24 protein-coding genes are annotated in these 22,522 nt (G+C 36.1%); 4 read left to right on the forward strand and 20 right to left on the reverse strand.

Annotation, left to right across the window (positions count from 1 at the left end; all coding sequences use genetic code 11):
- Window positions 1-2: 2 nt before the first annotated feature.
- From HP569_RS11865 to HP569_RS11940, 16 genes are all read right to left on the reverse strand, one after another.
- Window positions 3-311: a PTS sugar transporter subunit IIA gene (locus HP569_RS11865; protein ID WP_182201391.1), complete on the reverse strand. Its 309-nt coding sequence runs from the start codon at window positions 309-311 to the stop codon at window positions 3-5.
- Window positions 312-403: 92 nt separating this feature from the next.
- Entirely contained in the window at window positions 404-1,684 is a 1,281-nt protein-coding gene (gene celB / locus HP569_RS11870) for a PTS cellobiose transporter subunit IIC (RefSeq protein WP_182201392.1), read from the reverse strand.
- An 83-nt stretch (window positions 1,685-1,767) separates the two neighbouring features.
- Window positions 1,768-2,076, reverse strand: a complete 309-nt coding sequence (locus tag HP569_RS11875) for a PTS sugar transporter subunit IIB (protein ID WP_182201393.1) — start codon at window positions 2,074-2,076, stop codon at window positions 1,768-1,770.
- A 181-nt stretch (window positions 2,077-2,257) separates the two neighbouring features.
- The gene (locus HP569_RS11880; RefSeq protein ID WP_182201394.1) at window positions 2,258-3,736 is read right to left on the reverse strand and encodes a glycoside hydrolase family 32 protein; all 1,479 of its coding nucleotides are present in this window, start codon (window positions 3,734-3,736) and stop codon (window positions 2,258-2,260) included.
- 24 nt (window positions 3,737-3,760) lie between these two features.
- Window positions 3,761-5,149: a sucrose-specific PTS transporter subunit IIBC gene (locus tag HP569_RS11885; protein WP_182201395.1), complete on the reverse strand. Its 1,389-nt coding sequence runs from the start codon at window positions 5,147-5,149 to the stop codon at window positions 3,761-3,763.
- Between the two features lie 115 nt (window positions 5,150-5,264).
- A complete protein-coding gene (locus tag HP569_RS11890) occupies window positions 5,265-6,254 on the reverse strand; it encodes a LacI family DNA-binding transcriptional regulator (protein WP_182201396.1) in 990 nt (329 codons plus the stop codon).
- A gap of 36 nt (window positions 6,255-6,290) precedes the next feature.
- Entirely contained in the window at window positions 6,291-6,599 is a 309-nt protein-coding gene (locus HP569_RS11895) for a PTS sugar transporter subunit IIB (RefSeq protein ID WP_182201397.1), read from the reverse strand.
- Between the two features lie 143 nt (window positions 6,600-6,742).
- A complete protein-coding gene (locus HP569_RS11900; protein ID WP_182201398.1) occupies window positions 6,743-7,642 on the reverse strand; it encodes an AEC family transporter in 900 nt (299 codons plus the stop codon).
- 25 nt (window positions 7,643-7,667) lie between these two features.
- Window positions 7,668-8,114 (reverse strand): threonine/serine exporter family protein, encoded by a 447-nt coding sequence (locus tag HP569_RS11905; RefSeq protein WP_182201399.1) that lies wholly within the window; start codon window positions 8,112-8,114, stop codon window positions 7,668-7,670.
- 16 nt (window positions 8,115-8,130) lie between these two features.
- Window positions 8,131-8,868 carry a threonine/serine exporter family protein gene (locus HP569_RS11910; RefSeq protein WP_182201400.1) on the reverse strand — a complete coding sequence of 246 codons (738 nt, stop codon included), beginning with the start codon at window positions 8,866-8,868 and terminating at the stop codon, window positions 8,131-8,133.
- Window positions 8,869-8,897: 29 nt separating this feature from the next.
- Complete coding sequence (locus tag HP569_RS11915; RefSeq protein ID WP_246367142.1) at window positions 8,898-10,052, reverse strand: MFS transporter; 1,155 nt, start codon at window positions 10,050-10,052, stop codon at window positions 8,898-8,900.
- 171 nt (window positions 10,053-10,223) lie between these two features.
- On the reverse strand, window positions 10,224-11,051 hold the full coding sequence (locus tag HP569_RS11920) for an ABC transporter permease (protein WP_182201401.1): 828 nt from the start codon (window positions 11,049-11,051) through the stop codon (window positions 10,224-10,226).
- 1 nt (window position 11,052) lies between these two features.
- Window positions 11,053-12,030: an ATP-binding cassette domain-containing protein gene (locus HP569_RS11925; protein ID WP_246367152.1), complete on the reverse strand. Its 978-nt coding sequence runs from the start codon at window positions 12,028-12,030 to the stop codon at window positions 11,053-11,055.
- Window positions 12,031-12,033: 3 nt separating this feature from the next.
- A complete protein-coding gene (locus HP569_RS11930) occupies window positions 12,034-12,498 on the reverse strand; it encodes a MarR family winged helix-turn-helix transcriptional regulator (protein ID WP_182201402.1) in 465 nt (154 codons plus the stop codon).
- 99 nt (window positions 12,499-12,597) lie between these two features.
- On the reverse strand, window positions 12,598-13,254 hold the full coding sequence (locus HP569_RS11935) for a CAP domain-containing protein (protein WP_182201403.1): 657 nt from the start codon (window positions 13,252-13,254) through the stop codon (window positions 12,598-12,600).
- Between the two features lie 194 nt (window positions 13,255-13,448).
- Complete coding sequence (locus HP569_RS11940; RefSeq protein WP_182201404.1) at window positions 13,449-14,027, reverse strand: response regulator transcription factor; 579 nt, start codon at window positions 14,025-14,027, stop codon at window positions 13,449-13,451.
- A gap of 486 nt (window positions 14,028-14,513) precedes the next feature.
- On the opposite strand from HP569_RS11940, the gene HP569_RS11945 reads away from it, so the two are divergent.
- The 3 genes from HP569_RS11945 to HP569_RS11955 all read left to right on the forward strand — a co-directional run bounded on the left by HP569_RS11945 (window position 14,514) and on the right by HP569_RS11955 (window position 16,431).
- Entirely contained in the window at window positions 14,514-15,296 is a 783-nt protein-coding gene (locus tag HP569_RS11945; protein ID WP_182201405.1) for a helix-turn-helix domain-containing protein, read from the forward strand.
- 74 nt (window positions 15,297-15,370) lie between these two features.
- Window positions 15,371-16,087, forward strand: a complete 717-nt coding sequence (locus tag HP569_RS11950; protein WP_182201406.1) for a DUF421 domain-containing protein — start codon at window positions 15,371-15,373, stop codon at window positions 16,085-16,087.
- A gap of 53 nt (window positions 16,088-16,140) precedes the next feature.
- Window positions 16,141-16,431: a HesB/YadR/YfhF family protein gene (locus HP569_RS11955; RefSeq protein WP_182201407.1), complete on the forward strand. Its 291-nt coding sequence runs from the start codon at window positions 16,141-16,143 to the stop codon at window positions 16,429-16,431.
- A gap of 99 nt (window positions 16,432-16,530) precedes the next feature.
- Here HP569_RS11955 and HP569_RS11960 read toward each other — a convergent pair whose 3' ends face one another.
- The 4 genes from HP569_RS11960 to HP569_RS11975 form a co-directional block, all read right to left on the reverse strand.
- Window positions 16,531-18,003: an amidase gene (locus tag HP569_RS11960; protein WP_182201408.1), complete on the reverse strand. Its 1,473-nt coding sequence runs from the start codon at window positions 18,001-18,003 to the stop codon at window positions 16,531-16,533.
- 107 nt (window positions 18,004-18,110) lie between these two features.
- Complete coding sequence (locus tag HP569_RS11965; protein ID WP_182201409.1) at window positions 18,111-19,787, reverse strand: formate--tetrahydrofolate ligase; 1,677 nt, start codon at window positions 19,785-19,787, stop codon at window positions 18,111-18,113.
- A gap of 165 nt (window positions 19,788-19,952) precedes the next feature.
- Entirely contained in the window at window positions 19,953-21,125 is a 1,173-nt protein-coding gene (locus HP569_RS11970; protein WP_182201410.1) for an aminotransferase, read from the reverse strand.
- Window positions 21,122-21,619 carry an Lrp/AsnC family transcriptional regulator gene (locus HP569_RS11975; RefSeq protein WP_182201411.1) on the reverse strand — a complete coding sequence of 166 codons (498 nt, stop codon included), beginning with the start codon at window positions 21,617-21,619 and terminating at the stop codon, window positions 21,122-21,124. Before HP569_RS11975 ends, HP569_RS11970 begins: the two co-directional genes overlap by 4 nt.
- Before the next feature lie 189 nt (window positions 21,620-21,808).
- Here HP569_RS11975 and HP569_RS11980 point away from each other — a divergent pair, with 189 nt between their 5' ends.
- Window positions 21,809-22,504 carry a class I SAM-dependent methyltransferase gene (locus tag HP569_RS11980; RefSeq protein WP_182201412.1) on the forward strand — a complete coding sequence of 232 codons (696 nt, stop codon included), beginning with the start codon at window positions 21,809-21,811 and terminating at the stop codon, window positions 22,502-22,504.
- Window positions 22,505-22,522: the final 18 nt, after the last annotated feature.

Genomic DNA, 22,522 nt, shown 5'->3' on the forward strand with positions numbered 1-22,522 from the left:
TATTATTTATTCCGATAAATCTCTATTATTTCTATAGCAAGATCTCTTACAGTCATCGCTGTCATTAAATGATCTTGGGAGTGAACTAAAATAATGTTTACAGAAGAACCTTCACCATTTGCTTCTTCTTGCAATAGCTTTGTTTGATAGCCATGGGCTTTTCCTAATTCTACACCAGCTGCTTCAATCAAACGATCTGCTTCTTCAAAATTTCGTTCTTTTGCTTCTTGAATCGCTTCCATTGCACTTGATTTGCCATTCCCAGCATAAAGTATAATTTGAAATGCAATTTCTGTAATTGTGCTCTCCATATTGTTGTCTCCCCTGTTATATATTATTAAATGAATACGTATTTCCTACTTAAATAGTTAGGAAATACGTATCATTCTATCTAATATTTTAATTAAGCTGCTTTATTCTCATTTTCATAGTATTGTTTATCCATAATTTTGAGAAAAGGCCACCAAATAATGAATACAATTAACATATTGAATAATTGTAAAACCCCTCCCATAATATTATTACCTGTTGCTAGAATTCCACTTAAAAATGGTGGTGTTGTCCATGGAACAATCACCCCAGCCGGTTTTGGAACAATACCTGTTGCCATTGAGAAATATGTTACCAAGGCGACTATAACCGGAGCTAACAACCATGGAATAATAACTAAAGGATTCATTATAATTGGTAAACCGAAAATAATTGGTTCGTTAACATTAAAGATTCCAGCAGGGCCACCGAGCTTTCCTAACTCTTTTAATTGACGACTCTTACCAATAACAAAAATACCAATAACTACGGCTAAAGTCATACCTGACCCACCAATACCTACAATAAATGTGTCAATAAATTGCTTTGTTACAATGTTTGGGAGTTCTGCACCAGCTTGAAAAGCTGCAAGGTTTTGGTCATTTAATGCATACCAGATTGGATCGAATACAGAGTTAATAATAATTTGCCCGTGTAAACCAAAGAACCAAAACACCTGTATCAACAACACCGCAATTATTGTCGCTGGTAATCCACTCCCCAAAACGGTTAATGGTTCTTGAATAATGGTGTAAATAAAATTTTGCACTGTCTCGAATGATGTATAACTAAAAATAATGCGTACAGCTAAGAAAATTGTTAAAGTCATAGTAATAGGAATTAATGCGCTAAATGAACGTGATACAGCACTTGGTACACCACTAGGCATTTTAATTGTCCAATTTCGTTTTACAAAATATTGATAAATTTCTGCTGCAAAAAAAGCAGTAAAAATTCCTAAAAACATCCCCTGAGCACCTAATACAGAAGTAGGAATACCTCCTGATACATCTTCTACTACTTGTGGCGTTAACACTAAGAAGGATGCAATAGCTACTACACCGCCATAGATAGCCTCTCCACCACGTTGCTCAACCATTTTATAACCGATACCTATAATAACAAATAGTCCCATAATACTTAGAGTTGCAGCAGACGCAGGGCCTAGGGCATTCTGATACGTTGCATAACCTTCTTCACCTAATAAACGGTCTAAAAATGGTAAGTTAGCGATTACAACAAAGATTGAACCAAAAATGATTAAAGGTAAAGCAACCATAAAACCATTTCGTAATGCAGTTAAATAACGATTATTATTTAACTTATCTGCTACTGGCATTAACACATTTTCTAATACTTCCATAAATCGATTCATGCAATTCGTCCTCCTTTATATTTTTTAAACGAAATAATACGGTCCGACTTACATGTGTGGATATAAAATATTAAACATTCTATTTATTCACCCGATAATGATAAAGCTCTATCTAAAACTGCTTTCCCATCAATACGTCCATATGCTATAGGATCAATCACATCAAGTTGAATTCCTACTTCTTCGGCTCTTTTTTCAAATTTCTTCTTTAAGAAGCGCATTTGAGGACCAATTAAAAGTACATCTGCATGCTCCATTTCTGATGGCGCTTTATCTTGTGCGACAGCCCAGATGTCAACACTTATCCCGCGTGTTTTTGCTTCTTCTTCCATTTTAGACACTAAAAGGCTTGTGGACATTCCAGCTGAACAAGCTAATAGAATTTTCATCATTTTATCTCCTCCTTTTTATAATTTATATTTCTTAATTATAATCTCATTGTATTTTACAAGCGTTTTCATTACCATGTATTGTTTTTCCGTTTCATAACGGAAATCGTTAAATGACCAAAAATAGGTTAGTAATTACAAAATGAAATAAAAAAAGCAGATAACTAATCTATCTGCTTTCTTCCTAATTTAAAACTTTATTTAATTTCCATCCTCTAAAATGATATTCAAGTGAGCCTGTTACTTCCATAGCTAAATGACGGGTTAAAGATTCTTCAAACAATCTTGCAGTAAATACTTTTTCTCCTTGATTAATAAATATTTCAATCGATGATGTATCAAGGAATATATGCAAATCTTTTAATGATTGTAGTTTGGTTGTGCGAGACTCCTTTTGCTTTGTTCTGAAATTAGCACGTGTTAAAGTTAATGTTTGCTCAGCGCTATCAAAATACAGGGTCGTATTTTGATCAAATCTTAAAATGATAGCCTCTCCCTCGAACTGCTTTACCTGAAAACATATCTCCATAGCCTCAGCATTTTGGGGTAGATAATTTATTTCACCGTTACTAATTGTCTCCGATTTCTCCACTACTTTTTCATTTCTTAATTGCTTTAGCTCTTCTACGGGACGTTGGTAAATCTTATGGCCATGCAATGCAAGCTCACGAGGAATAGTCATTGCATGAATCCAATGATATGCCTTGGTTGGGTGATGTGCTTCACTTTCATCTGGTAATCCCATCCAACCAAATAAAATTCTCCGACCTGTTTGATCTAATGTAGTTTGTGGTGCGTAAAAGTCAAAACCACCATCTATTTCTTCAAAAGAACCATGTTTAAAACAACCATTCTCTCTATTTAAATCTCCTAGTAGATAGCCTGTTTGATAAATGTTTTGATATTTAAATCCTTCCGCCTTCATTCCTTGTGGTGAAAACAATAGGGCATCTTGATGTTGAAAGGAAATAAGATCTGGACATTCCCACATGTAACCAAATTTTGAGTAATCTTGAGTTGGATCCTTTACTTCACCTTTAAGCTCCCAATCTACTAAATTACTGGAATAATATAATAATGCACAACCACCTAAATCTTCTGTTTGAGCACCAATCACAAGATACCACTGATTTTCTTCTTTCCAAATTTTCGGATCTCGAAAATGCGCAGTATATCCAGTCGGAACATCAAACAATGGACCTCGCTTCTCAAAATGAATGCCATCATCTGACACAGCTAAACATTGATAAGATTCTCTCTCCCCTTGTGTATTACGTACGTTTCCAGTATAAAAAAGATATAATCTCCCTTTATGTTCGATTGCTGAACCCGAGTAACAACCATCTTTATCAAACCACTCACTAGGGGTCAAGGCTATCGGTTGCCACTCCCATTCGACCAGATTAGGAGAAGTCATATGCCCCCAAAATTTACTCGTATGGTCTGTAGCAAACGGATTCCATTGAAAAAACAAATGATAGTTTCCTTTAAAATACACAAAACCATTTGGATCATTTAACAGACCTACAGGTGGCATGATGTGATAATGTAATCGAAATGGATCTTTTATGACCCGTTCGCTTTTAAGCGTAATCTCTCTTTCCGCCTGTGCTTGTAACTGTGAATCAAGCACCATGCTCGCTTGATTGTTATTTCTTTGCATTTTAGCGTCCCCCAAGCAAATGTGTTATTCTTCTGTATTTTTATAACCAAACATCCAAGTCAACACAAAAGCTGTTGCAATAGATACAAGGTTAACAAAGATATATAGAAATAGTTGATTATTCAAATATAACAATGTTCCCGGGATAACTGTAATAGACATCCCTGTCGCCGCTAAGCCAAATAGAGATGCTAAGAATCCACCTACAGCACCACCAATTAGTCCCATTAAAAACGGTTTACCTAACCTTAAGTTCACACCGAAGATCGCAGGTTCTGTAATCCCTAAAAATGCAGATAAAGATGATGGCAAAGCTAATGCCTTCATTTTTTTAGATTTTGTCTTTAATCCTACTGCTAATGCAGCTCCCCCTTGTGCAGCAATAGCACCTGTAACAATTGCATTGAATGGGTTGTTTCCGATACTTTCCAACAGTTGAATTTCTAGTAGATTAAAGATATGATGCACACCTGTTACTACTATAATTTGATTTAAGAAGCCGATTAGCAGCCCACCTAGACCGATTGGTAAACTTAATACAGCTAACGTCCCTTGTAGAATGTATTCTTCTACGACATGAAAAGTTGGTCCAAGAATAAACATGGCAAAGCCAATCATAATTAATAAGGTTAAAAATGGCGTTACAATAAGATCAAGCGCTTCTGGAACTCGCTTTCGAATAAAACGTTCTACTTTCGCTCCGATCAAACCTGCGAAAAATGCTGGCAATACGGAACCTTGATAACCTACAACTGGTATGAATCCCATAAAGTAAATAGGATCTACCTCTCCACCAGCAACTCCCCAAGCATTCGGTAGAGATGGACTAACAAGCATCAACCCTAATACAAGACCGATAATCGGTGAACCACCAAACACTCGAAAAGCTGACCATGCGATTAAAGCAGGTAAAAAGATAAATGCTGTATCTGTTAAAATTTGAGTGAATAATAAGAAGTTCTCTGATATATCACTAGGAGATAACCCAAAGATATTTAAAACTTGTTCTTGCATAACTAAACCACGAAGACCCATGAAAAGACCGGTTGCAACTAGAACTGGAATAATTGGAACAAATACATCTCCCAAGGTTCGAATCGAGCGCTGCAAAATGTTCCCTTGTTTCGCAGCTTTTTTCGACTGATCTGCTTTAGATGTACCTTCCAATCCTAAATTTTGCACTTCTTCATAAACTTTATTAACCGTACCAGTACCTAAAATAATTTGATATTGTCCAGAATTGAAAAATGCACCTTTCACTTTATCAATTCCCTCTACCCCTTCTTGATCAATGACTTCTTTATCATTTACCATTAGTCGAAGTCTAGTCGCACAGTGTGCGACGGAAGAAATATTGTCCTTTCCACCTACTGCTTCAATAATTTCTTCTGCTACTCTACGATTGTCTGACATTATCTACTCACTCCTTTGTGTTTTTTGTGGGATCGATCCCATAAAAATAAAAAAATATATGGTATCGATCCCACATTAATCATAAAAAAAGAGATGAAATCGATTTCATCTCTTATCATACACTATCTCTAATTAAAAGTCTATAACCTAACATCACTTTTTTTGAAACGCTTTCTTGATTGATTAATTCATGCATTAATAGCTTCGCTGCCTCTTCCCCTGCAAGTTCATTTTGATAATCAACTGTTGTAAGCGGAGGAGTCATATGCTCTGATACTTCAGATGCACCAATACTGGCGATTGCCATATCTGTCGGGACTTGATAGTTATGTTGTTTCAAGTACTGCATTGCACCGATTGCAAGACGATCAGTCACAGCAAAAATCGCTGTCGGTCTTTCATTAGAATCATGCACGATTCTTTCCATCGCACGATACCCCGATTGTATATCAAAAACTGCTTCTTGAATCCAATTTTTTTCTATATTAATCGTATTTTGATTCATCGTATCTATGAATGCTTGTTTTCTCAAGTACCCTACCGCACGGTCCTTTTCATCTACACCAATAAACCCAATTCGCTTATGTTCTTTCTCAATTAATAATTGTGTAAGGTCTTTGGCCGCATGGTAGTCGTCATATAATACATTTGACACACCATCAATCTCTTGACCAATGACGACAAGCGGAACATCCAAGGCTTTTAGTTTATCAACAAGTGCTTGGTTCGTGTTTGTTGCAGCTAAAATGATTCCATCCACTTGTCTAACTTTAAGCAATTGCAAGAACTCTAATTCTTTTTCTCTATTTTGATTTGTATTTGCAAGTAGAATTTGATAACCAGACGCTGCTAAAACATGATCCATACCTGCAACAAGTCTACTCGAGGTTTCCGTTCGAATAGTTGGAACAATAACCCCGATTACTTTTGTTTTTTTTGTTCGCAATGATTTTGCTTGTACACTAGGCATATAATCGGTTTCTTTAATTACCTTTTCTACACGTTTTCTTGCATCTTCGCTAACATAGCCTGAGTCGTTTAAAACTCTTGATACAGTTGAACGTGACACGCCGGCCATTTCAGCAATTTCTTTTATAGTAGACAATAATATTCTTCCTTTTTCATTTATTAAAACAATAAGTTACTTTGTTATTAACGCTAGAGCTTGATCTAAGACACCTTTTCCATCCACTCTCCCATAGGCCTTAGGATCAATCACATCAAGTGGAGTTTCTAATTCATCGGCAATTTTTGATAGCTTTTCTTTTAAAAATTTCATCTGCGGGCCGATCAATAATACATCAGCTTGTTCCATTTCAGACGGTGCTTGATCTTGTGTAACGGCCCAGATCTCTGCATCTATCCCCCGTACTTTTGCCTCTTCTCTCATTCTTGAAACTAAAAGCGTTGTTGACATTCCAGCCGAACATGCAAGTAGTATTTTCTTCATTAGTAATCCTCCTTGATAAATTGGCACTCTATTACATTATATTGTATTTTACAAACATTTTCATCCTTACTTATTGAACAAAAAATGAAATTAGCACATTACTCGTTGTTAGAATCGTATCATTTTAATCGCGATCCGACCTTCTACATGATAATTGCTAATACAATGGGCAATGTGACAACACTTAATAGCGTACTGATTAACGTAGCACTTGAAACAAACATTGGGTTGGCGTTAAATTTAACAGCATACATTGTCGTATTTGCAGCTGTAGGCATCGCAGCTGTTAAGATCATTATCTGCTTGACCATTTCATCGACAGGTAAAAATAACGTAATAACAAATGCTATAAGTGGTGCAATCGCTAACCGAATTACTAGCGCTATAGATAAATTCCCTAATTCCATTTTTCTTAATGAAATAGTTGCTAATTGCATACCAAGCACAATCATTACAGTTGGAATTGCTGCATCTGCCACCATATTAACTACTGTTGTAATTTCTTGAGCTAGATTAATACCTAGTCCATTGAAGATGATGCCTGCTATCGCCCCATAAATAATCGGGACTTTCAAGACTTCCTTGAACGGAGAATATGCTTGTTCAACTTGGCTTCCTTGTGCCGCTACATAAATTCCAACCGTACTCATAATGAGTTGTTGTAACACCATAAGAATGACAGCATACTGAAAACCTGTTTCTCCAAAAACTAAAAGAACGAGCGGTGCACCATAATTTCCATTATTCATAAAAGAAGATGATAAAATAAAGCTACTTCGTTGTTTTTTCGACCAACCTTTAATAAATCCAACCATATAACAAATTAAAATAGTAAAAAGGGCTAATAGTGCTAAATAGATAAACATATAGATATGATTCAGCTTAATTGCGTTTTGATAAAAAGTTTGAAATGCTAAAAAAGGAGTGAGGATATAAATGGCCAACGTTGCCACTGAGTTTACCTCAATCCCCAATAATTTCTTTCCAATAAATCCGAGTGCAAACACAGAAAAAATTGGAACTAACACTGTTATAAATTCCATTACGAACACCTTTACTTTCTAAATTTTATACTTCTTTCAATTTTTTCCATCTTATTCTTCTTATAATTTGATTAATAATTTCAGAGAATACTAAACCAAGTGCAATTGCACCTGAAATCAACAATGCCTTCGCAGCTAGTTGGATTGCTAAACTATAATCATTTTCAACAAATTGGCGCATTGCATCATATGCCAAACCTCCTGGAACAAGTGGAATAATTCCAGCTACATTAAAAATTATAATTGGCATCTTTTGTAGTTTTGCATATAACTGACTCAACACAGCTACTAAAATAGAAGCAGCCAATGTTGCGACCACAGCATCTATGTTTTGATCGATACAGATGATGTACACACTCCAGCCGAGCATGCCAACCATACCACATTGAAACAAGGATCTTTTTGGTGCATTAAAAATAACCGCAAACCCACTTGAAGCAAAAAAACTTGTAACGAATTGCCCAATAATCATAATCAACACTTCCTCACTAAATTAAGAAAATAGCCGCAACGCCTGCACCAATTGCGAATGCCGTTAAAAAGGCTTCTGCTCCTTTTGACAAGCCAGAAACCAAATGCCCTGCCATTAAATCACGTACTGCATTCGTAATTAACAAACCAGGTACAAGTGGCATGACAGATCCAACAATAATTTTATCCAATGCTACACCGATTCCAATATGAACAAAAAAAGCTGCAACTACACCAATGAAAAAGGATGCCAAAAATTCAGCAAAAAAGCGTATTTCTACTATCTGTTGAAGATAAACCATAGCTGAATAACCTATACCACCAGCAATAAAAGCAGGTGAAAAATCTATCCATTGACCATCAAACATAATGGTAAAGCATCCACTTGCCAAACTAGCAGCAGTGACTTGAATATATGTTGGATAGGCATGTATTTCTGATTCTATCTGTTCTAATTGCTGGAGCGCCTGATCAATTGTGATTAAGCCCTCGGAAATACTCCTCGAAATACTATTTACTTGCGTTACTTTATGTAAATCTGTTGAACGCTTAACAATGCGTGTAAAGTTAGTAGGTGCTGTTTCCTCCACAGAGAACAAAATCCCAGTTGGTGTTGCATGGCTTTGAGCTTTATCCATTCCAAAAGCAATAGCTATCCGTACCATCGTATCTTCTACACGATGGGTTTCCGCACCACTTTTTAACATAATTTTTCCAGCCAATAAACAAACGCTTGTTATTTTTTTCTCATCCACGAATACATCTCCTTACGTACAGCAAATCCTTATTTCTTCCAAAAAGGCAAAAGATGATAAACTATCATTAATATTGTACCAACAAGCGCGGTAATTCCCATAAAGAAGTATAATGTATTTCCACCAAGCCAATCAATGATTGCTCCCCCGCCTAAAGAACCAATAATTCCGGATATTCCAAAAAAGACTGACATAAATACTAAATGACCCGTTGACTGTAGCTCCTTTGGAATAAGACGTGTAATATAATGAAATGCCGACAAATAAAACACACCAAAAGTTAATCCATGAAAAACTTGTAATCCTACAATGATAAATGGTTCGTTAATCATTGCGTACAAGAACCATCTAATGGTAAACATTACACCAGCAGCAATGATAAACATTAACGGATGAAATTTTCTAAACCATAAATGAGCAAAAGCAAAAACCAATGCTTCACTCGTAACCCCAACAAACCAAGCAATACCAATGAGACTCTCATTTCCACCTAGCTGTTCAAGAAATAATCCAATATAACTATCATTTGTTCTATGTGTCACGGTCATGAATAATATGAGTACTAAGAAAATAATATATGGCCGATTGCTAAGAAGCTTTTTCAAATCGCCAAATTGTATTGGATCAACGTCTACTTTCACATCAACCAAGCGAAATGCTAAAATTAGGGTTAAAACACCCATAATGAAATACGGTATGACAAGATTCTCAATGCCGATTATTTCTAGAACTTGCCCAATCACAAGTGAAGACACGGCGAAACCTAATGATCCCCAAGTTCTAATCGACCCAAAAGAAATCCCTAAAGCATCCGCTCTTCGTTGTGCTAGACTATCTGCCAACGCACCAATTGGAGCGGTGAAAAAGTAATAAATCCCTGCCATCATCAATAATAGAGGGAGTACAGTCATTTGAAAGAAAAAAACACTACTAATTAATAGACCTACTAAACAAATTAATAAAATTTGTTTAACGGTCTGGTATTTATCACTCATGTAACCCCAAAAAGGCTGTGAAAAAATAGATACGGTTGGGCCTACCGCCAACACCCAGCCAATTTCCGTTCCTGTCAAACCTCTAAACTGTAGTAATAATGGTAAAAAACTAATAACTATTGTATTAGCTCCGTGAAAACTAAATAGTAACATTTTTAACGGAACAAGTGATTGCTCTTTATTATGCACAAAACGTCTCTCCCTATGTCAACAACCGTTGTATTGATATACTATTATACGGATTAATATTAGATAAAGAAAGGAGTTTTCAAGAGATTTCACGTGGTTTCATTGATACAATAAAATTTATTTTAAAAAAATCACCAAACCTTTTGATTTGATGATTTTTTGTACAATTATCTATCCCTCAGATTTTGAAAACTTAATGGTTGCTAAGGTAACAAAAATAACACTAATTATTAGCACAACAATTATTTCTTGTGAAAATGTAATCACGTGATCAAAAATAGTTAAATCGAGACCCATCGCCTCTCTGAGAGCTGGAGCCATTTGCTCTGGTTGTAATATGATTTTCTTAAACATATCAACGGAATAAGTTAATGGATTGATCTTCACGATGACATCCATCCACGCTGGCATACCATTAAGCGGAAACATTGCTCCTGATAAAAATAACATTGGAAAAATAAGAATTTGTACAACCATTTGGAATCCTTGTGATGTTTTTAATGAACTAGCTATTAACAAGCCAATCGATGAAATCGCGAATGCAACTAAAAACATAACAGGTATTAATTTCAGTACCATGAAAAAATTAATAGACACACCGATAAACGGTACAAAAACAAGCATCATTAGTCCTTGAATAACAGCAACTGTACTCCCTCCGAGCACCTTCCCAATCGCAATGCTTACACGCGACATGGGAGAAACAAGAATTTCACGCATATAGCCAAATTCTTTATCCTGCACGACGGACAATGCCGAGAAAATCGCTGTGTTAAAAACAGTCAACCCAATAATACCCGGGAACATAAACTCAACAAAATCAAAATCAGCTAACGGTCCAGCTGTGTTTCCTCCGATCATTGAGGACAATGCTCCACTCATACCACTACCAAATAAGATCAAGAACATAAATGGCATAGCAAAAGATCCAAATAATCGAGCTTTATCTCTGAAAAATTTTATAACATCCCGTTGCCATATAGCATAAATACCTTCCATTTTAGTGTGGCCCCCTCATACTACGTTTCATTAAATCCCGTTGCGAAACCGTTTCCTCACGAATCTCTCTACCAGTTAGATGTAAGAAAACATCATTTAATGTCGGACGTCTTAAATTAACTGTTTGAATTGGTATATCGCTCTCTTTAACAAAGTCGACTATAAAAGAACTACCCTCACTCACTTGAAAAGTAAGCTTTCCCTCACTCGTTTCGGTTACATCAACTTGATAGCTCTCTTCAATTTTTTTCTTTGCATCTTGATTATCAGTTGTTGAAATTTCAATAATATCTCCACCAACATCATTTTTTAATTTCTCTGGTGTATCTAGTGCAATAAGTTCACCATGATCCATTACTGCAACACGATCGCAAATTTCAGCTTCATCCATGTAATGAGTTGTAAGAAATATAGTAATTCCCGCTTTTTCTTTTAATTTTAAAATGTATTCCCAAATATGATTTCGTGTTTGCGGATCTAAACCAACAGTTGGCTCATCAAGAAATAGTACACGAGGATAATGTAGCAAACCACGCGCAATCTCTAAACGACGTTTCATCCCTCCAGAAAAAGTCTCTACGATATTTGAACGTTTATCTTCTAAATCTACAATTTGTAGTACTTCTCTTATACGTTCTTCCCGCTTATTTTTTGGAACTTTATAAAACTTACAATGTAACATCAAATTTTCGTTTGCTGTTAACTTTTCATCCAAAGTAGATTCTTGAAAAATTAAACCTATACTTTCTCGAACTTTATTCTTTTCTTTGACATTGTCATAACCATTAATCTTCGCTGTACCACCAGTAGGGTTTGTAATCGTAGAGAGCATATTGATTGTTGTACTCTTACCAGCTCCATTTGGTCCTAAGAAGCCAAAAATTTCACCTTCTTCAACGGTAAGATCAATTCCCTTGACTGCTTGAAAATCCTTGTAATACTTTTTCAAACCAGTCACTTCAACAATATTTTTTCCCACTGTTCACTCACCCTTTCTCTTTTCCTTCAACAAATCATTCAATGTATTTAAACCATTAAGAATTAAAGTTAATTCTTCCTCAGAGACATCAGAGACAAGATCAGCTAGAAAATCGTTTATCACACGATGATGTTGGTCATGCAACTCACGTAAACATGCAGTCGCTTGAACATATACTACTCGTTTATCTTGATCACTACGCACACGTTCAATATATCCCTGATTCTCAAGTCGATTTAATATGCTTGATACTGTACTATTCGCAAGACTCATTTTCTTACTAATTTCACTTACCTTTAAACGTTTTTTCTTTGCCAACATAAAAGCAATCATCATTTGAGGAGGCGTCAACGGACCATCCTTAAATATTTCGCGCATCTGCTGATTAATTCCAGCATTTATTCCTCGAATTAACGTAGCAACCTCAGTACCTGCATAGTCTTTCATTTCTTCACCTCTAACACTCATTTATTTCGTATGCGAATATTTCGTATACGAAATAATATACTACTATCTTTTTTTCTTGTCAAAAAAAAGACTTATCGACAGTGATAAGTCTTTCTACTATCATTTTGCTATAAAAAGTTGTGTCCAATAAGCGCCGTTGGAAGCATAACCAACACCAATATGTGTTACTTTATTATTCAAGATATTTTTCCTGTGTCCAGGGCTATTCATCCATCCAGTTACTACTTCTTCAGGAGATTGTTGACCAGCAGCAATATTCTCTGCTGCAGTTGTATAGTCAATCCCTAAGTTCTGTAGCATATCAAAAGGAGAGCCATAAGTCGGTGAAGTATGAGAAAAATAGTTGTTTTTCTCCATATCCTCTGATTTCATTTGAGCCGCTTGCGCTAGTTCTTTATCCATTTGTAATTCACTTAATCCTTGTTTCTTTCTTTCTGCATTCGTTAGTTCAATGACTGCTTGTTGAAAGGATGAATCAACTTGGATTTGATCATTCTCTTTATTACGGCTTTCTTCTGGCGGCGCAGTTCGAATCCCCTGTTCATTTGTAAAAATATTCTGCTCACGTCCTGGTCTGATTGGTAACGGTTGTCTATTGGTTTCATTTTTTTTACTCGATTCTGGATTTTCACCACTAAAGCTAATTGGCTCGGTATCTAATTGATTTCTATCTTTTTCTGCTTGATCAGCACTGTTGTTTGTACATCCCATAAATAATAATCCAATTAGCACTATATATATCATATGTTTTAGCATGTTTTTTCCCTCCTACAGATAATATCCGTTATTCTGAAAAAAATATGTGTAGATTGATAAAAGAAAAGGATCAATTTTTTATTTGCTAATTAGATTAAGTAAAAAGCAAAAAAGCTTTGTAACGGGTTACAAAGCTTTTTCAAAAATAATGATTTCATTTACTTTCTGTAAGAGAAACATTAAAAGCTATATGATTATGATATGTGTAGCCATTCCTCTTTGACGGCTTTCAACACCGCATTAGTACGGTCTGGTACATTTAACTTCTTAAGTATAGAACTGATGTAATTTTTTACTGTTTTGTCTGATAAGTACAAGTTATCGGCAATAGCTAAATTATTATAGCCTTCAGAAAGTAATTGTAGTACTTCCCATTCTCTATTAGATAAAATATCTATCGGCTGCTTCGGTTCTTTATCATTTTCTCGAACATAAGCTTCCAGTAAACTTGCCGCTAAAATAGGATGAATGTAGGTCTTACCTAATTTAACCGACTTTAAAGCATCTACTAATTCTTTTTCTTCCATTCCTTGATAGAAATAACCAGTTAAACCCAATTTAAACACACATGCCAGATGTGGATTTTTTTCATCACTAACCCAAACAATGACTTTTTTACCTAACTGTTGAAAATGTTGAATTATTTCTAGTGACGGACTGTCTAATATAATATCTACAATTGCTATGTCACAATCATTTTCATACTTTTCTAAATCTGTACCATCACTAACAAACACTTTCTCATCTTGCCATTTTCTTTGCAAGAATGTCACAATCCCCTCCCGCAACAATGAAGGCTGTTTAATAAAGATTATACTCAATTTTTATCACCTGACCATCCAATTTTTTCACATGTCTAAAGATGCAGTAAAATAGATACATAAATTAGGATTGATTTTTAAAAAAACGGGTAAATATGTAATGAATATATTGATTTTTATCATTTTTTTATTTAACAACTGTATATCTGCTTAATTGTGTCCATATAGCGAACACCGATTGTCTTACCGCATTAGGCATTAACAAAAGTCTTCCCCCTATCTTGTTGCCTAAATATAAACCCATTTAGTAGCATATCCATACATTTCGCAACGAGGTTTACTATTCTTACCCTTAAATAATTTTACTGATTAATATCAATATAGTCAATCAAACGCTAAAAAATAACAATAAGTTATTTAAAATTTGTTTGTTTTATAGGTAATTATATTTATTTTATGATAGTATAAAGGAACTACTATCTATTGGAGGTCTCGAATATGAAAACAATAGGAGCACGGATTAAAAAGTTGCGGAAGGAAAATAAAGTATCGATGGCCACACTAGGTAAATCAATCGGAACAGATTCTGCGAACATAAGTAACTGGGAAAATAATAAACGCATACCAGGTGGGAAATTCATTATTGCCTTATCTAATTATTTTAATGTGTCAACAGATTGGTTATTAAAGGGGACTATTGAACTAAATGATGATAGGCAAAATTCTTTTTTTAGTGAAGATTCTAACCATCTACATTCTTTCGTAGCAAATCTTCCAAAAGAAAACCAACATTTTGTTTATGCTTTTGCTAAATTCTATAGTGAATATACACTACATAATGGTTCTTATAATGAGGTTATACAGCAGCATTTCTCTTTATTACCTTTACTAAAGCAAGAAGCACTTCATTCTGAGCTACTTTCTTCTGAAGACATTGAAACGTATCTCCCAATACCTAACGCTTTAGCAGAAAAGGGGGACTTTATATACTCTGCTTCCTCCCACTCTCCTCATCTTGATCCAAGCGGAGAGGTGGAATTGGCTATTGTTCAAAATCAAACAGAGGCCTTTAACGGACAGTTTGTTTTAGCCACATACGATGATCAGCTATTTATGGGTCGATTAATACAAGATGGAGAAAATTGGTTTTTAAAAGTAGCTAAATCTAACGAAATAATATACATTGTCAACATGGATCATATGCATGTTCACGGGATTGTTACTGGTCTATATAATTCTAAAACCACTAACCCTTCGCATTCCTTCTTACATTTCGCTTAAATCTATTTAATTAAAAAATATTTCATACATTTCACCTCCCTGGTTCATATTAGTCATATAGCGCACCGGGGAGGGTGATCGTATTGTTAACTGAAATATTGACTGTGATTGCACGAATCTTCACTATTCTTCCATTACTTTTAGTTGTAACCATTTTTATGGGTAGACGAGCGATCGGAGAACTACCTGTTTTTGATTTTCTAATCGTATTAACACTTGGCTCTGTGGTAGGGGCTGACATTGCAGATCCAAATATAAAGCATATTCATACCGCAGTAGCGATTATTTTTATTGCTATACTAGAAAAAATGATTGCATCACTTCGCTTAAATCAAAAAATAGGACATTATTTCACTTTTTCACCAGTGATCGTAATTAAAGATGGTAAATTAGTGAGTCAAAATCTAAAAAAGATTAAATATTCTATGGATAGTATCTTACTCATGCTCCGACAAAATAACATATTTGATTTGGCTGAGGTTGAACTTGCGATTATTGAAGCAAATGGACGATTAAGCGTTTTTCAAAAACATACATCTAATCAAATTGGAAACAATGCTGCAACAAGCGATATAGAAAGTAAATTTACTTATCCCGTTATTGTTGATGGAAAAATCTATCCAAACGTTTTAAAGCAATTATATGTAGATGAAGTATGGCTATTGCACGCCTTACAAAGCAACGGCGTTCAAGATATAGAAGATGTTTTCTTTGCTACTCTAACTGAAGATCTTACATTACATTTCTCTAAGAAACACGAAAACATGCACTTGCCTCCGCTTTATTTTTAACGATAGCTTTCTGATTTTTGGTATAGTAGTAGGTGAAGGAGGATTTATTCATTATGGAATTATCAATCACTCAACCTGCTGTAAAGTGGTTTATCAAGGAATTAGATTTAAAAGCAAATGATTATGTTCGCTTTTTTGTACGGTACGGTGGACATGGCGGCGTTCATAAAGGCTTCTCCTTAGGAATAGCTAAAAATGATCAACCAAATGATCCAGCATTGTTAGTAACAACCAACGATATCACTTTTTTTGTTGAAAGCTCTGACGCTTGGTATTTCGATGGAATGGACTTTCATATTAAGTATAGTAGAAAATACAATGACATAGATTTTGTGATTAAATAAAGCTAGTTTCTCGACAATACAACAATTACTTTTAACCGCTAGACAAATGATCATTAAATTAGCTTGTCTAGCGGCTATTTTATTTACAGAATGCTATAACTAATTAAAAGGATTCAGCCACAAGTCTGATTGTTCGATTTGAGCAGCAAGTTGAAACAGAAGATCTTCTCTCCCTTTTGGCGCCATTACTTGAACCCCCATTGGCAATCGACTTTGGGAAAGATGCACTGGCATATTAATTGCTGGTTGTCCCGTTAAATTGGCTAATTGCGTAAATGGTGTATAGGTTAAACTAGGTAAAAACATATCATATACGAGCTTTTGTTGGTCCACCGGGCTTTGTTCATCCACCTTTAACAATCGTTCCACTTCTTTTTCTGACGGGTTAAGTTCACCAATTTTAGGCGCTGGATAAGCATTTGTTGGTGTAATGAACAAATCATATTTATTATGAAACCCTGTCACCTGTTCTGCTGCTTGATCCCATCCTGATAAACTTTCACTGTACATCGCCGCTGAAATGTTTTTCCCGGTTTGATGGAGTACCCAAGTAAAAGGATCGACATCATTCGCTGTTATTTCTCGTTGCAAAACTTGTTCCATACCGATAATGACCCTGTTCATTTCTCCAGCATTCATCTTGTAATAATGCTTCATTAAATGATAACCATTAACCGGAATCGAGCACTCCTCAACTTCGTGTCCTTCTTTCGCTAACCACTGAACTACACGACTAACAGCCATCTTAGCATCCTCACCAACCGGCGTTCCTACAGGAGAATCATTCGAGAAACCAATCCGAAATTTTTGACTAACTCGTCTGTTCACAATATCTAAATAACTTTCTTCAAATAAAGGGGTTTGAAATGCTGCTTCAGGCTGAACGGTTTGCATGTGATCTAGTAAAGCGGCACTATCTCTGACTGACTTAGTTAATACAAAGTCAATAGAAGCCCCTTGCCATTGCCGCCCAGTACCCGGACCCACAGGTGTACGGCCTCTTGTCGGCTTCAATCCAAATAACCCAGTAAATGCCGCTGGAATTCGAATAGAACCACCACCGTCACTTGCACCTGCAACAGGGACAATACCAGATGCAACGGCTGCTGCAGCCCCACCACTTGAACCACCAGGAGAATGTTCTAAGTTCCAAGGATTCCTCGTCGCACCATAAGCTTCGGGTTCTGTAATGTTTTTTAAACCAAATTCAGGTGTGTTCGTTTGTCCGATTGGCAAGAATCCTAGTTGCTTTAATCTGGCGGTAAAATTAGAATCATGTGTAACTATATTTTGCTTTAATAACTTGGATCCAGAACTTAATACTTCTCCTCTAATTGCCTGTGATATATCCTTCAATAAAATTGGTACGCCTGAAAATGGAGCAGTGGGTAATTTCTTCGCTTCTTCATATGTCTTTTTTTTACGGCTCCGAACTACTGCGTTTAACTCTCCGTTAACTTCATCTATCCGCTGAAATGCGGCATCTAATAATTCCTGACTAGATACTTCTCTCTTTTTGATGAGTGTCGCTAAATCAATTGCATCAAATCGTTGATATTCTTTACTATTCATAACATCCTCCAACATATTTATGCCACTTCATTTAAATAGTAAAGCACGGGGATATACCCCATGCTTTACTATTCATTATATACAAATGCATCTATTTATTCCAACCATTAGAAGAGGCCGATCGCTCTTCCTTGATCATCTACATCCATGTTTAATGCAGCTGGTTTTTTAGGTAATCCAGGCATCGTTAATACATCGCCAGTAAGTGCGACAATAAATCCTGCTCCAATGGATGGACGCAATTCCCTTACCGTAATAGTGAAATCATTTGGTCTTCCTAGCTTTTTAGGATCATCAGATAGAGAGTATTGCGTTTTTGCCATACAAATAGGAAGATTCCCCCACCCAAGTGCTGTCATTTCCTTGATCTGTTGTTCTGCATGCGGGGTAAAGGATACATCTTTCGCTCCGTATACCTTTTGGGCTATCTGATTAATTTTATCTTCTATGGAGTCTTCTAATGGATATAGTGGTGTAAAGTGAGCTTGTTTCTGCTCAATTGTTTTGACTAGTTTCTTTGCTAGCTCTATACCGCCTTTACCACCATGCTCCCAGACCTCCGTTAGAGCAACCTCGACACCTTGTTCTTCACACCATTGCTGAATGAAGGAAATTTCTTCTTCAGTATCATCGACAAAACGATTTATTGCTACAACAAATGGCAATCCGAAAGACTCAATTGTTTCCATATGTTTTTTAAGGTTCTGTATTCCTTCACGAAGTGCACCTACATTTTCTTCGCCTAAATTTTCTAAAGCGACACCACCATGTAACTTCAACGCGCGAATGGTTGCAACAATAACAACTGCTTTTGGATCAAGTTCTCCAACCCTTGCTTTAATATCCAAAAACTTTTCTGCACCTAAGTCGGCACCAAATCCTGCTTCCGTAATAACATAGTCACCTAGTTTACTAGCCATTTTGGTGGCGAGTAAACTATTACAGCCATGCGCAATGTTTGCAAATGGACCACCATGGATAATTGCAGGCGTGTTTTCAAGTGTTTGGACTAAATTAGGCATAATCGCTTCTTTTAACAATAAAGTTAACGCACCCTCAACCTTTAAATCAGCGACAGTTACAGGTGTATCATCTGAACGGTAACCGACTACAATATTCGCTAAACGTTTACGCATATCTGCCAAATCACTAGCAAGGCAGAAGATCGCCATAATCTCAGAGGCAACTGTAATGTTGAAGCCGTCTTCCCGAGGTACACCTTGTTTTATTCCACCTAATCCGATTACAACATTCCGTAACGCACGGTCATTTAGATCCACCACACGTTTCCAGACAATTCTACGTGTGTCAATCTCGCATTCATTCCCTTGAAAAATATGATTGTCAATAAACGCAGCTAAAGCATTATTAGTGGTTGTTATAGCATGGATGTCTCCAGTAAAATGGAGGTTTATATCTTCCATTGGTACAACTTGCGCGTACCCACCACCACTGGCACCACCTTTCAACCCCATTGTTGGACCTAGTGATGGTTCACGTAATGCAACAACCGTTTGATGTCCAAGCTGATTCATTGCCTGCCCTAACCCGACAGTGACTGTTGACTTACCTTCTCCCGCTGGCGTAGGGTTAATCGAAGTCACTAATACAAGATTTCCATCTGGAGTATCTTTCAATCGTTCTAAAACGTCGTGTGAGATTTTCGCTTTATATTTACCGTATGGCTCCCACTCCGAATCACGCAATCCAACCCTTTCTGCAATTTCTTTAATTGGCTTTTTCGTGACTTGATTGGCTATCTCGATATCTGTAGGTACAACCATTAAAGAACACTCCCATCCAATTTTATTGTCATACTTTACCCATCTATCAATCTATGCATTATTATAACATTTATCCTTTTGATTTGGTGAAAACGATGCATTTTTAATCAGTTCCTTTAATAATACAAAACAGGCAGGGGTTATAATAATCCCTGCCTGTTTATGCTATATTTTTGATTGTACAAATTTGTCCATTCGTTTCATCGCTTGATCTAATTGCTTCATCGATGATGCATAAGAACAGCGAATATACCCTCTTCCGCTATCACCAAATACATCACCTGGAACAACTGCAACTCTTTGCTCCTGTAGCAATTGCTCTGCAAATTCAGATGAAGTCAAGCCTGTCTTTTCAATCGATGGGAAAACATAAAATGCTCCACCTGGCAAATGACACTCAAGACCCATTTCTCGCAATGCCTTCACAACAAAATTTCGACGCTGACGATAACTAACTCGCATCTCTTTAACACTATCCATGCCATTTCGCAAAGCCTCTAATGCACCATGCTGCGCCATCGTCGGTGCACACATAATCGTGTATTGATGTATTTTTGTCATAGCTTGAATGATTTCTTTCGGCCCAGTCGCATAACCTAATCGCCAGCCCGTCATCGCAAATGCTTTAGAAAAACCAGAGATAAGTATGGTATGTTCAGCCATACCTTCAATAGCCGCAAAACTAGTAAATGCTTCATCATATGTGAGATCCGCATAGATTTCATCGGACAACACTAGAATGTTATGTTTCTTTACAACCGTAGCTATTGCTTCCATTTCTTCTTTGCTTAATACTGCACCAGTTGGATTATTAGGACTACAAATTAAAATAGCCTTTGTTTTTGGTGTTATGGCTGCTTCAATTTGATGTGCTTGTACCCTAAATTGATTTTCTTGTGTCGCTTCAACTATAACCGGCTCGCCACCTGCTAATCGAACAGCAGGTACATAAGCAACAAAACTCGGCTCTACTATAATCACTTCATCTCCGGGATTAATAATTGCGCGAAAAGCCACATCTATTGCTTGACTTGCACCTACAGTCACAAGTACTTGTGATTCCGGATTATATTCCACTTGAAAACTTTCAGATAAAAATTTACTTATTTCTTGTCGTAACTCTAACAAACCTGCATTTGCTGTATAAGACGTATATCCTCGCTCCAGCGAATGATAGCTCGCTTCAATTACATTCCAAGGCGTTACAAAGTCTGGCTCGCCCACTCCTAATGAAATAACATTTTCCATTTTAGAAGCTAAATCGAAGAAACGTCTTATTCCAGATGGTTTTAATTCATTTATATGATCTGCTACAAAATTTTTGCCTTCTGTTGTCATGGTGACACCATCATTCTTTTATCTTGTTCATCTGGTTCCTCAAAAATAATGCCATCATGCTTATACTTTTTCAGGACAAAATGTGTTGTTGTAGAAACAACCGTGTCCAATGTAGATAATTTATCGGATACGAAACGACTAATTTCCATCATTGTTTTTCCTTCAACAGAAACAGATAGGTCGTATGCTCCTGACATGAGATACAGTGCTTTTACTTCTGGAAAACGATAGATACGTTCAGCTATTTTATCAAATCCTGCTCCTCGTGTTGGTGTAACTTTCACATCAATCATTGCAGTAACACCCTCATACTGAAGAACCTTTGCCCAATTGACTAGCGTAGAATAACCTAAAATAGCACACTCGTTTTCCAGCTTTTCCATCATTTCTTTTGTTTGATCTACAGTAAGATCAATCATCTTAGAAATGGTTTCAACTTCCAAGCGTCCGTTTTTTTCTAATAGCTTTAATAATTCTAGCTCTTTCTTTTCCAAGTCGTTCACCCACTTTTCATTGATACACATAAGATTTTAATTTGATAATTATATTTAATCGTACTACAAACTTAAGCATAGGTAAATAACCGAAACGTTCTAACTTTATCTTCCCTTTTTATCTATCCGCGCATATATTATCTCATGAACAAAAAACTTGTTTTGAGACTTGAAAAGGAGCTTTTAGAAATGAACATTAATTACACTGATATGATTGCTACTTTTGGCATTGGCGGTGCACACCCCGGTGGTTTAAGTGCAACAAAATATATTATTAATCAACTAGAGTTAGACCAAAAAGAAAGAATTTTGGATGTTGGCTGTGGCAACGGTCAAACGTTAGAATATTTAGCCCAAACATTACCAAATCCGCTATATGGTGTAGATCGACATCAAGACATGCTTTCGAACGCAAAAATAAGATTAGAAAATTATCCAACTATTACACTTAAAGAAGCGAATATAGAGAACCTCCCATTCCAAGATAATTTTTTCGGATTGATTTTATCTGAATCTGTTACTGCTTTTACATCTATCGATCAATCTCTACATGAGTATGCTCGTACCTTGAAAGATGGTGGAAAGCTAATGCTATTGGAAATGACTGCGAATGATATACTAAAAAAAGAAGAGCAAACAGAGATTATAAACTTTTATAATATCTCTCGTCTATTGACTGAAGAAATGTGGTGTAACGCCATTTACAAAGCTGGACTCCATATTATTTCAATAGAAGCTGTTCCAACACATCTAGAAAACATTATTGATTTTAATATACAAGAAGACATGAATGAACGTTATTTCGAAATGATGGCAAAACATTATCATTTAACTAACAAATTTAAAGATACATTGAGTGCTAGACTTTATTATTGCAAAAAATAATAAAAGGAATGGCTGTCT

Source organism: Paraliobacillus salinarum (genome assembly GCF_014083865.1).
GTDB classification, from domain to species: domain Bacteria; phylum Bacillota; class Bacilli; order Bacillales; family Amphibacillaceae; genus Paraliobacillus; species Paraliobacillus salinarum.